This window comes from Streptomyces sp. NPDC100445, from assembly GCF_044759735.1.
Taxonomy (GTDB): Bacteria; Actinomycetota; Actinomycetes; order Streptomycetales; family Streptomycetaceae; genus Streptomyces.
Genome location: NZ_JBIVZV010000012.1, coordinates 148001 through 159329 on the forward strand (window position 1 = coordinate 148001; position 11329 = coordinate 159329).

9 protein-coding genes are annotated in these 11329 nt (G+C 75.7%); 4 read left to right on the top strand and 5 right to left on the bottom strand.

Going from position 1 to position 11329, the window contains the following annotated elements; translation table 11 throughout:
* Positions 1-60: 60 nt before the first annotated feature.
* Entirely contained in the window at positions 61-1218 is a 1158-nt protein-coding gene (locus ACIQVT_RS26635; RefSeq protein ID WP_403759055.1) for a D-alanine--D-alanine ligase family protein, read from the top strand.
* 10 nt (positions 1219-1228) lie between these two features.
* On the opposite strand, the gene ACIQVT_RS26640 is transcribed toward ACIQVT_RS26635, so the two are convergent.
* Both ACIQVT_RS26640 and ACIQVT_RS26645 read right to left on the bottom strand, forming a co-directional pair.
* On the bottom strand, positions 1229-1747 hold the full coding sequence (locus ACIQVT_RS26640) for a DUF3515 domain-containing protein (protein WP_403759058.1): 519 nt from the start codon (positions 1745-1747) through the stop codon (positions 1229-1231).
* Between the two features lie 20 nt (positions 1748-1767).
* Complete coding sequence (locus ACIQVT_RS26645; protein WP_121786712.1) at positions 1768-2001, bottom strand: Lrp/AsnC family transcriptional regulator; 234 nt, start codon at positions 1999-2001, stop codon at positions 1768-1770.
* A gap of 270 nt (positions 2002-2271) precedes the next feature.
* Between ACIQVT_RS26645 and ACIQVT_RS26650 the strand changes: the two genes are divergently transcribed.
* Together ACIQVT_RS26650 and thiD are read left to right on the top strand one after the other, a co-directional pair.
* A complete protein-coding gene (locus tag ACIQVT_RS26650; protein ID WP_403759062.1) occupies positions 2272-3237 on the top strand; it encodes a thiamine-phosphate kinase in 966 nt (321 codons plus the stop codon).
* Positions 3234-4034 (top strand): bifunctional hydroxymethylpyrimidine kinase/phosphomethylpyrimidine kinase, encoded by an 801-nt coding sequence (gene thiD, locus ACIQVT_RS26655; protein WP_403759066.1) that lies wholly within the window; start codon positions 3234-3236, stop codon positions 4032-4034. The genes ACIQVT_RS26650 and thiD overlap by 4 nt, the downstream gene beginning before the upstream one ends.
* A gap of 132 nt (positions 4035-4166) precedes the next feature.
* On the opposite strand, the gene rpmB is transcribed toward thiD, so the two are convergent.
* The gene (gene rpmB, locus ACIQVT_RS26660) at positions 4167-4352 is read right to left on the bottom strand and encodes a 50S ribosomal protein L28 (protein ID WP_004924906.1); all 186 of its coding nucleotides are present in this window, start codon (positions 4350-4352) and stop codon (positions 4167-4169) included.
* Between the two features lie 257 nt (positions 4353-4609).
* On the opposite strand from rpmB, the gene ACIQVT_RS26665 reads away from it, so the two are divergent.
* Positions 4610-6286 (top strand): DAK2 domain-containing protein, encoded by a 1677-nt coding sequence (locus ACIQVT_RS26665; RefSeq protein WP_403759069.1) that lies wholly within the window; start codon positions 4610-4612, stop codon positions 6284-6286.
* A gap of 1 nt (position 6287) precedes the next feature.
* On the opposite strand, the gene ACIQVT_RS26670 is transcribed toward ACIQVT_RS26665, so the two are convergent.
* Positions 6288-9311: a tetratricopeptide repeat protein gene (locus tag ACIQVT_RS26670; protein ID WP_403759072.1), complete on the bottom strand. Its 3024-nt coding sequence runs from the start codon at positions 9309-9311 to the stop codon at positions 6288-6290.
* Complete coding sequence (locus ACIQVT_RS26675) at positions 9308-11146, bottom strand: HSP90 family protein (protein ID WP_403759075.1); 1839 nt, start codon at positions 11144-11146, stop codon at positions 9308-9310. Before ACIQVT_RS26675 ends, ACIQVT_RS26670 begins: the two co-directional genes overlap by 4 nt.
* Positions 11147-11329: the final 183 nt, after the last annotated feature.

Below are 11329 nucleotides of genomic sequence, written 5' to 3' on the forward strand. Positions count from 1 at the left end.
AGCGACGGTCCGGAGGCGTGCGCTGACGTGGCCCCCGCCTCCGGGTACTCTCAACCCGATATGAGCACCGAGAACCTTCCCCAGAGCCCTGAGCAGCCGTCGCGCAAGCCGCGCGTGGCGGTCGTGTTCGGCGGGCGCAGTTCCGAACACGGAATCTCCGTCGTGACCGCCGGCGCCGTCCTCAGGGCCATCGACCGGACGAAGTACGACGTCCTGCCGATCGGCATCACCGCGGACGGCCGTTGGGCCCTGACGGCCGACGAGCCGGAGCGGATGGCCATCACCGACCGCCGCACCCCCACCGTGGACGAGCTGGCGGAGTCGCACGAGGGCGGCGTGGTGCTCCCCGTCGACCCGGCCAACCGCGAGGTCGTCTACAGCGAGCCGGGCTCCGTGCCCAAGGCGCTCGGCGAGGTCGACGTCGTCTTCCCGGTGCTCCACGGCCCCTACGGCGAGGACGGCACCCTCCAGGGACTGCTGGAGCTGTCCGGCGTGCCCTACGTCGGAGCGGGCGTGCTCGCCTCGGCCGTCGGCCAGGACAAGGAGTACATGAAGCGGGTGTTCACCTCCTTCGGGCTCGCGGTGGGCCCGTACCTGGTGATCCGGCCCCGCGAGTGGGCGCGCGACGAGTCCGCCGCCCGCCGCAGGATCGTCGACTTCGCCGGTGAGCACGGCTGGCCGCTGTTCGTGAAGCCCGCGCGCGCGGGCTCGTCCATCGGCATCACCAAGGTCGACGACCTCTCCGGCCTGGACGAGGCCATCGCCGAGGCGCAGGCGCACGACCCGAAGATCCTGATCGAGGCCGCGTTGCGCGGGCGCGAGATCGAGTGCGGCGTCCTGGAGTTCGAGGACGGCCCGCGCGCCTCCGTCCCGGCCGAGATCCCGCCGCCGGACGCGCACGCCTACTACGACTTCGAGGCCAAGTACATCGACTCCACGCCCGGCGTCGTCCCGGCCCCGCTCACCGAGGAGCAGACCGCCGAGGTGCGCCGGCTCGCCGTCGAGGCCTTCGAGGCGGCCTCCTGCGAGGGCCTGGTGCGCGCGGACTTCTTCCTCACCGAGGACGGCGAGTTCGTGATCAACGAGATCAACACCATGCCCGGATTCACGCCCATCTCGATGTACCCGAAGATGTGGGAGGCCACCGGCGTCGGCTACGCCGAGCTGATCGACCGGCTCGTGGAGGCCGCGCTGCGCCGCCCGACCGGCCTGCGCTGACCGGGGACGCTCAGTGCCGCATGGAGGCGAGCCCCTCCGGGACCGCCTTCTTCACGGCCGGCGCCAGATCCATCAGGACCTGCGCGCTGTCGTCGGGCCCGGACAGCTTCTTCGGTAGCGTCACCTGCACGTACGCCCGGCGCTCGGACGTGGTGAACCGCCAGGAGCCGTCGCTCTCCTTCTCCATCAGCCAGTCGACGCCGTTGACCCCGCCGCCCATCGCGTCGGGGTCCTGGCCCAGTGCCACCTTCGGATCGACCATCTTCGGCGGCCGGACGATGCCGCAGCGCAGTATGATCGCCGGGCCCCAGCCCGCCGTGTAGACGGACCGGGGCTCGGGGTCGTGCCGGGTCAGCCCGTCGACCTTCCGCGGCAGCACCCGGTCCAGGTTCCGGCACACGGGGGCGGTCTTCGCGTCGGGGGTGGGAACCGCGACCGTGGTGCCGTGGCCGGCCGGTGAACAGGCCGCGGCCGCGAGCAGCAGGGTGGGCGCGAGCAGGGCGAGGGGCCGGTGCCGGTAGATGTCCACCGGCCAAGGGTAGACGGGGGCTACAGATGCACGACCGGACAGGTCAGGGTGCGCGTGATGCCGTCCACCTGCTGGATCTTGGCGACCACCATGCGGCCGAGGTCGTCGACCGTCTCGGACCGGGCACGCACGATCACGTCGTACGGTCCCGTCACGTCCTCGGCCTGGATCACTCCGGGGATCTTGCTGATCGTCTCGGCGACGGTCGACGCCTTGCCGACCTCCGTCTGGATCAGGATGTACGCCTGTACCACGGAACCTCCAGGGCGGCCACGAGGATCATGTGGGGAAAAGGAACGCCACGGTATCGCGTCGCAGCTCCCCGCGGGGAGACCCGCGGGCACCGGGCTTGCGCGCCGGGGTGCGGGCGCGACGGACGTTGACGGTCACCCGGACCGGCCTCGACGGTCACCACGGCCGTCCCGGGCGGCCGTGCCGACCGCGACGGCGGTCACCTCGACCGTATCGGGGACACTGATGACGCGCGACCGGGCACGGCAAGGGAGAGAAGGGGAGCAAGGGACATGAAGGGCACTGTTGGTGAGCTCGGGGAGTTCGGGCTCATCAGGGAGCTCACCTCCCGTCTCACCACCACTCCGGCGGTCCGGGTCGGCCCCGGCGACGACGCCGCGGTGGTCGCCGCACCGGACCGCCGGGTCGTGGCGAGCACCGACATCCTGCTGGAGGGACGGCACTTCCGCCGCGACTGGTCCACGGCCTACGACGTCGGCCGCAAGGCCGCCGCGCAGAACCTCGCGGACATCGCCGCGATGGGCGCCGTGCCGACCGCGCTCCTCCTCGGCCTGGTCGTCCCGGCCGAACTGCCGGTCACCTGGCCCAGCGAGCTGATGGACGGCCTGCGCGACGAGTGCCAGGTCGCCGGCGCCGCCGTGGTCGGCGGGGACGTGGTGCGCGGCGACACGATCACCGTGGCGATCACCGCCCTCGGCGACCTGCGCAACCACGAGCCGGTCACACGCGGCGGCGCCCAGCCCGGCGACCTCGTGGCCGTCACGGGCTGGCTGGGCTGGTCCGCGGCCGGCTACGCCGTGCTCGCCCGCGGCTTCCGCTCCCCGCGCGCCTTCGTGGAGGCCCACCGCCGCCCCGAGCCGCCGTACCACGCGGGCCCGGCCGCCGCCGCGCTCGGCGCCACCGCGATGTGCGACGTCAGCGACGGCCTGATCGCCGACCTCGGGCACATCGCCGAGGCCAGCAAGGTCCGCATCGACATCCGGTCCGGAGCCATCGACATCCCGACCCAGATGAACGACATCGGGCAGGCCGTCGGTGTCGACCCGCTCCAGTGGGTGCTGAGCGGAGGGGAGGACCACGCGATCGTGGCGACCTTCCCGGCGGACACCAAGCTCCCGGCCCGCTGGAAGGTCATCGGCGAGGTCCTCAACCCGTCCGCGCTGCCCCAGGTGACCGTCGACGGCGCGCCCTGGACCAGCAAGGGCGGCTGGGACCACTTCGGGGACATCGAGCCGTGATCCCCCGGGTGCTGACGGTGGCGGGGTCGGACTCCGGCGGGGGCGCGGGCGTCCAGGCCGACCTGAAGACGATGCTGGCGCTCGGCACGCACGGGATGAGCGTGCTCACCGCGGTGACCGCGCAGAACTCCCTGGGCGTCCAGGGCGTCTGGGAGCTGCCCGTGGAGGCGGTGCGGGCCCAGTACCGCGCCGTCGTGGACGACATCGGCGTCCAGGCCGTCAAGACCGGCATGCTCTCCTCGGCCGCGCTGGTCGAGGAGGTGGCCGCGCTGATCGCCGGCACGGACGCGCCGGCCGTGGTCGACCCGGTCGGTGTCTCCAAGCACGGCGACCCGCTGCTGGCCGCCTCCGCCCTGGACGCCGTACGGACGCGGCTGCTGCCGGCGGCGACCGTGGCCACCCCCAACCTGGACGAGGTGGCGCAGCTCACCGGGGTGCGGGTCGGCTCGGAGGCGGACCTGCGGCGGGCCGCGGCGGCCGTCCTGGAGTTCGGGCCGCGGTGGGTGCTGGTCAAGGGCGGGCACCTGACCGACCCGGACGAGGCGGTGGACCTGCTGACCGACGGCCGCGCCGAACACCTGCTGCGGGCACCGCGCCACGACAACCGGCACACCCACGGCACCGGCTGCACCCTCGCCTCGGCGATCGCGTGCGGCCTGGCGAGGGGGAGGTCCGTGCCGGAGGCGGTCACGGCGGCCAAGGAGTACGTCACCGGGGCGATCGCCGCCGGGTTCTCCCTCGGCGCCGGGATCGGACCCGTGGACCACGGATGGGCCCTGGAGCGGGACACGCCCTGAGAACGGCCGAGTGTCGCCCTTCCCGGCCGCCACCGACCGCCGACACGGCGGACACGGCAAAAAGCCGGCCCACCCGAGGGTGGACCGGCTCAGTGCACGAACCAGGCAGTGGCCGCGCGCTCAGCTGTAGCGTCAGCGCGAGACCTTGCCGGCCTTGATGCACGAGGTGCAAGCGTTCACGCGCTTCGGCGTCCCGCCGACCACGGTACGCACACGCTGGATGTTCGGGTTCCAGCGACGGGGCGTACGGCGGTGAGAATGCGAGATGTTGTTGCCGAAGCCCGGGCCCTTGCCGCAGACGTCGCAGTTGGCAGCCACGGGTCACTCCAAAGACTTCAGATGCACTTACGGTTGATCCCGGCATGCCGGGATCGAGATCGTACGACCTGTGATCTGAGTGGCGGTGCCAGGGGGAATGGCCCGATCGGATCGGGCAACCGGAGCAGCATACAACGACTGCGTCCGTACAGCGAAACTACCATGACAGCTCGGCCCCCCGCTCCCGGCCTCCCGCCGGGGGCCGCCGCCCCGGGGTCTACGCTGCGTCCACGTCCAGCCAGCTCAGGGAGGCGCAGGTGGCGCAGGTGCCGCAGACGTTCCTCGATGCTCCCGCGGTGCGCACCTGGTGCGGTCTGGCGCTGCGCGCGCTCGGACGGGCCCGCGAGGAGATCGACGCGATCAACGTCTACCCGGTGGCCGACGGCGACACCGGCACCAACCTGTACCTGACGCTGGAGTCGGCGGCGACGGCCGTGGAGGCCGTGTTCGCCGGGTACGCGACCGGCACCGGCCGGCCCTCACTGCCCGACGCCGTCCGCGCGATGGCCCACGGGGCCCTCATCGGGGCCCGCGGCAACTCCGGGACGATCCTCGCCCAGCTGCTGCGGGGCATGGCCCAGGTCCTCGCCGGTGACGGTGACACCCCCCGCGGCGACGGCACGGAGCTGCGGCTCGCCCTGCGCCGCGCCGCCGACTCCGCCCGGCAGGCCGTGGCGCACCCCGTGGAGGGCACGGTGCTGACGGTCGCCTCGGCCGCCGCCGACGCCGCGGAGGGCGCCGAGGGCGACTGCGGGAACGTCGCGCGCGCCGCCTACGAGGGCGCGCGGGCGGCCCTGGCGGCCACCCCCGGCCAGCTGGCCGCGCTGGCCCGGGCCGGCGTGGTCGACGCGGGCGGGCGGGGCCTGGTGGCGGTGCTGGGAGCGCTGGTGGAGGCGTGCACCGGGGAGCCGGTGCGCGAGATGCCGGAACAGCCCGGGGCCGCCGTCCACGCGCGCGCGCAGGCCGGGGCCGGGACGTGCGCCGACGCGGCGGAGACCGGCGGACCGGGGTCCGGGCCCGCGTTCGAGGTGATCTATCTGCTGGAGGCCGGTGACGCGGCCGTGGCCCGGCTGCGCGCACGCCTGGACGCCCTCGGGGACTCCCTCGTCGTGGTCGGCGGCGACGGGCTGTGGAACGTCCACGTGCACGTGGACGACGCGGGCGCCGCGGTGGAGGCCGGGGTGGAGGCCGGCCGGCCCTACCGCATCCGGATCACCCACTTCGGCGCCGGTGACGTGCACACCGGCGGCGGCCGTCCGGCGCGCGAGCCCGCCCAGCGGGCCGTCGTGGCCGTCGTGCCGGGGGAGGGGCTGGCCGGGCTGTACGCGGAGGCCGGCGCGACCACCGTCCTCGCCCGCCCCGGGGAACCGCCCGCCAGCGGTGAGCTGGTGCAGGCGGTACGGCGGGCCCACGCGCGCGAGGTGGTGCTGCTGCCCAACGACGCCGAGCTGCGCCACACGGCCGCCGCGGCGGCCGAGCAGGCCCGCGCCGAGGGCGTCCGGGTGGCCCTGATCCCGACCCGCTCGGCGGTCCAGGGCATCGCCGCGCTGGCGGTGCACGAGCCCGAGCGCCGCTTCGACGAGGACGTCGTCCAGATGACCTCCGCGGCGGGCGCCACCCGGTACGCCGAGGTCGTCGTCGCCGAACACCGGTCGTGGACCACGGCCGGGATCTGCCAGGCCGGCGACGTGCTGGGCCTGATCGACGGCGACGTGGCGGTGATCGGCGCGGACGTCACCGCCACCGCCGGGACCGTCCTGGACCGCATGCTCCAGGCCGGCGGCGAACTGGTCACCCTGGTCGTGGGCGACGAGGCGGCCGAGTCCGTCGCCGCCCACCTGGAGGCCCGGGTACGGGAGTCCTACCTGGCCGTGGACACGGTGGTGTACCGGGGCGGCCGACAGGGCGCGTTGCTGCTCATCGGCGTGGAGTGACTCAGCCGGCCGGCGCGCCCGCCCGCTCCCCGTCCCCCTGCCCGTCCTCCTCGTCGCGGGCCGCGTCCAGCATCTGCGTCGCCTCCGCCCGCCGCGCCCGGACGGTCTCGTCGCCGTCGTCGGCGCCCGCGTAGGCCGTGAGCACGGCACGCGCGCGTGCCACCGCCCGGGCCGGCCGCCCGAGGTCCGCCTCCAGCCACCCGGCGCCCAGTTCGGCACCCGTACGGTCGTGCAGCCCGGCCGGGCCGAGCGCGGCGAACACCGCCGCGGCCCGGGTCATCTGCTCCAGCGCCTCCTCGAAAGCGGCCCGGATCGCCGGATCCTCGGCCTCCGCGGACGCCGAGCCCGCCAGCAGCTCCGCGAACTGCCGGTGCGTCCCGCCCAGTTCCTCCGTCAGCTCCGCCCGGGCCACCGGGTCCGCCGCCGCCAGCGCCGTCTCGCACTCCCGCACCGCCCGCGCCATCAGCGCGCGGGCGTCCCGCGCGCCGGACCCGCCGCGCGCGGCCAGCCAGGCGCGGGCCCGCAGCGAGCGGGCCAGGAACGCGGCGTTGCCGAGCGCCCGCCACAGGTCGCCCGCGCGCACATAGGCCCGGTCCGCCTCGTCCACCAGACCGGCCTGGTCCAGCGACTCGGCGGCGAGGTGGGCGAGGGTGGCGTGATCCTGCTGCTCCGGCCAGTGCCGGGCGATGTCGGCGGCCTTCAGTCGGTGCTCCGCCGCGGCTCGGTGCTCGCCCAGCTCGCCCAGGCAGTCCCCGAGCCACCACCGGGTCTGGACGACCGCCCCGTCGCCGTGCGTCCCGGCGCTCAGGTCGGCCAGCGCCGACTCCAGCACCTCGGCGGCCTCCGCGTACCGGGCCTCGCGCAGCAGGAAGCCGCCCAGCTGCTGGCGCGCCCAGACGCCCAGCGTGGCGCCCTCGCCGGCCTCGTCGGCCCAGTGCGCGGCCTCCAGCGCGTGCCGGGCCGCCTCACCGGCCGCGTCCCGGCCGCCGAGCACCTCGGCGAGCTGGAGGTGCAGCTGCGCCCGGCCGACCGGCTCCAGGTACGGCCCGCCGTGCTCCAGGGCCGCCCGCAGCGCCCGTTCGGCCGCGGCCGGGTCACCGGCCCGGTGGGCCAGCGCGGCGACCTGCGCCTCGTACTCCACCGCGAACCAGGGCAGCCCGGCGGCCACGTACGCGGCGGCGGCCCGCCGGAACAGCTCCGCCGCCCGCGCCTCGTCCCCGCGCAGGCCCGCCAGTTCGGCCAGCATCCCCCGCGCCTCGGCGGCCCGCGCCGCCGGCCGCACGTCGTCACCGCCGTGCCCCTCGACGAGCGCCAGCACCTCCCGCGCGGCCGCCTCGGCCTCCGCGACGACGTCCCCGCCGGGCGCCGCGCCGTTCGCGGCCGCGTCCTCGTGCACCCGTCGCAGCAGGACGCGGGCCCGGCTCGTCACCACCGACGCGGTCTGCCGCACACCGGTGCCCTCGTCGGCGTAGAGCGCGAGCACCTCGTCGTACAGGCCGGTGACCATGGCCAGCGCCGCGTCCACCTCGCCGGCCAGCGCCCGCACGTACGCCCCGCGCGCGCGGGCCGCCAGCGCCTCGCCGGGGTCGCCCGCCTCGGCGTACAGCCGCGCCGCCCGCTCGAACAGGGCGATGCCCTCGGCGCCCAGGCCCATCGCCTCGTGGTCGGCCAGCTCCGCGCGGCCCCGCGCGTCCAGCGCCGCGCCGTCCGGCGCGGCCCGCGCCACCGCCGCCCACGCCTCCAGGGCGTGCGGCCGCAGGGTGTCCGACAACCGCCGCGCCTCGGCGAGCAGGGCGGGCAACCCGGGCCCGGCGGCCCCCTCCGGGGCCCCCTCCGCGGTGCCCGGCGCGGCCTCCCGCGGCTCCTCGCCGGCGGGCGGGACGGGGGCGGCCACCGGCGCCGTCGCGGTCCGTGCCGCCCGGACGCCCAGCGGCAGCCGCTCCACCAGCGGACACCGGTCCATCCGCGCCCGGATGCGGTCACCGACGGACGAGGTGCCGTTGCGCCGGTCGAACCGGCCGGCCAGCTCCACCGCCTCCGCGCGCGCGTGCCCGGCCAGTTCCCGCGCGGTCCAGGTCCGCCCCGCCGGCCCCGGCACCCGCCGCCCGCCGAGGCCCAGCACGGTCAGCCGGTCCATCAGCAACGCCACCACGGCCAGGAACTCCAGCCGGCTGCGCGGATGCCCGGTGTCGGTGAAGTACGCCGGCCGTTCGGCCAGCAGCTCGAGCCCGCGGGCCTCGTTGCCGGTCAGCGCGCAGAACTCCACGTGGTCGGCGTACGCGCCGCGCATGCTCTCCATGGACCGCACCAGCCGGAAGCCGCGCAGGTGGTGCGCGCGAGCCTCCTCCACGCGGCCGAGCCGCAGCAGCGGGGCCAGCGAGGCGGCGAGCACCCCGTGCGGCTCGTGGGCGCAGGCCAGCTCACCGTCCAGCACCGGCCGCCACAGCTCCAGCGCCCGCCCGTCCCGGCCGCACAGCGCCTGCCAGTCGCCCTGCGCGCGCAGCTCGCAGGCGTGGCAGTCGGCCATCCGGTCCCGGTCGGCGGCCAGCCACGCGGCGTACGCCCGCTCCGCGCGCGCGAGGTCCCCGACATGCGCGGCCACGCGGAACTCGGCGCTGCGCACCGCCCGTTCGGAGTGCCCGGCGAGCCGGTAGCGGTGCTCCATCTCGCCGAGCCACTTCTCGACCGCGGCGAGCGGGACGTGCGGCTGGTCCAGCATGCCCGCCGACATCCACTTGAAGAACCAGTGCAGCGCGTCCGTCTCCTCCTCGTCGAAGTCCCCGGGCCGCTCGTCCCACATGCGCAGCAGCCGCGCGAACGGGACGAACATCCGGTCCGTCTCGGAGCTGTACCGGTAGACCCGCAGCAGGTGCCCGAGCGCCTCGATCACGGCGAGCGGCACGTCCAGCCGCTCGGCCTCGGCGAGCAACTGCTCCGCGCGCGCGTTGCGGGCCGGGCCCTCCGGCTCCCCGGCGTTCTCCGCCAGCGCCCGGCGCAGCCCGTCCAGATCCGTGACACCGCTCATCGTCCGTCCCCCTCACCCCGGGTCGCCCACGCGAGCAGCCCCATGAACGCCCGGTTGAGCAGCGCCGAGTCCGCCGGCCGCAGCGGACGCCGCGCCATCAGCAGCGCCTGCCCGTACAGCGACTCCGTCGCGGTGCCCATCAGCTCCGGGTTCCCGAGCGCGCCGATCCGCCGCACCAGCGGATTGAGGTGGTTGAGCACCAGACGCGCGCGCGGGGCGCCGCCGCGCAGCGAGCCCAGGATGCCCGCCCACAGCTCGTCCGCCCCGTCCTCGGCCGCCTCGCGGGCCCGCTCGTGCCGGCTGTCCCGGTCGTCCAGGTGCAGCGCGGGCACGGACAGCGGGTGGAACGAGCGCAGGACGACGTCACAGCCCAGCGGGTCCAGCGCGGCCCGCGCGGCGGCCAGGAACCCGGACAGCGCCAGCTCCTCGCCCGGCTCCACCGTGTCCAGGTGCGCGGTCACCGTCTCCGCGTCCAGCTCGGCGACCACCGCCCCCGGCAACACCGACGGCAGCGCCCGGACCAGCTCGCCGTCGTACGTGTAGCCGCCGTTGACGACCCCGACGCCCTGCGCCGACGCGATCGCCGCGACCTGCCGGAACTCCTCCACCGTCCGTGTGACGTGCACCACCGGGTGCCGTCGCGCGAACTCCGCCAGGGACAGCTGCCCGTCGGTCGTCTCGAACGGCAGCCACGGCAGCATCGTGCGCAGCACGTCCCGGTCGTGCCGGGCCAGGGCCTTCACCCCCAGGTGGTGCACGGCCAGGAACGCCGCCAGCCGCTCCGGGTCACCGGCGGCCAGCGCGGTCAGCCAGGACCTGATCCGCTCGCCGAGCGCCTCCCGCACGGCGGCCAGGGTCTCGTCCTCGTACAGCGACTCGCGGGAGGCGGTGGGCCGCAGGCTGTCGGTGTCCAGCACGCAGCGCACGAAGAACGCCCAGTCCGGCAGCAGCTGTTCGGCCCGCTCGGTGAGCAGCATGCCCTTCAGATGCACCCGGTGCGTCGCCCGCTGGGCCGGACCGACCGCCGACGGCAGCACGTACGCCACCCCGCGCACCCCGGCCGCCGGCAGGTCCAGTTCGATCGAGTCCAGCGGGGTGAAACCGAAGAGGTCGCGGCAGTGCCGGGCCAGCGCCGCCCCGCGCGCGGCGGGACTCCGGTAGCCGCGGTCCCAGGGCGCGGGCCGCTCCGTGACCGGCTCGTCGCCGACCCGCACGTCGTAGGGGAGCAGCGCGCCGAAGTCCCGGGCCAGGGCACGCACCCGCTCGGGCGCCAGCCACTCGGCGGCCCCGGCCCGCGCCGTCAGGTACACGGTCGTGCCCGGCTCCGGCCGCTCGGCGCCGGGCAGGGTGCGCACGGTGTACGAGCCGTCCTCGCTCGCCGTCCACTCCACCGGCGGCGCCCCGGGCGTGCGGGCGCTGCGGCTGACCACCCGGATCCGGGCGGCCACCAGGAAGCAGGCCAGCAGACCGATGCCGAACTGGCCGAGGAACTCCGCCCGGGCCTCCTGGAGGCCCTCGGCCCGCTTGGAACTGCGGCCGATCGTCGCCAACAGGCTGTGCACGTCCGACTCGGTGAGCCCGACGCCGCTGTCCTCCACCCGCAGCGCGCCGTCCGCCGCGTACAGCCGGATCCGCGCCGGGGCGTCCGGTTCCAGGGCCCGCCGGGCGGTGACGGCGTCCACGGCGTTCTGGAGCAGCTCGCGCAGGTAGACCTTGGGACCGGAGTACAGATGACGGGAGAGCAGGTCCACCAGACCGCGCAGGTCGACCTGGAAGGTGTGGGGCGGACGGGGCGACTGGGATGCCGGGGAGGGCTGCGAGGTGTGGGAGTCCATCGTCACTGCGTCGCAGGGGGAGTGCGTGCGGCGCGGGGTCGGGCGGTCCCGGAGGGGGCGGTGACCGCGAAGGATGGCCGGAGCGCGCCATCCTAGAGCCGAAACAGCCCACTGACCAGGGCTTTCCCGGACAAGTGGCGACGTGTCGGAGATGATCGCGGGGACGGCGTCCGCGGCGTTGTC

Bases quoted from the DNA above. Each gene is read 5' to 3' on its own strand.
- ACIQVT_RS26635 (WP_403759055.1), top strand. From the start codon at position 61: ATGAGCACCGAGAACCTTCCCCAGAGCCCTGAGCAGCCGTCGCGCAAG.
- ACIQVT_RS26650 (WP_403759062.1), top strand. From the start codon at position 2,272: ATGAAGGGCACTGTTGGTGAGCTCGGGGAGTTCGGGCTCATCAGGGAG.
- ACIQVT_RS26670 (WP_403759072.1), bottom strand. From the start codon at position 9,311: ATGAGCGGTGTCACGGATCTGGACGGGCTGCGCCGGGCGCTGGCGGAG.
- ACIQVT_RS26675 (WP_403759075.1), bottom strand. From the start codon at position 11,146: ATGGACTCCCACACCTCGCAGCCCTCCCCGGCATCCCAGTCGCCCCGT.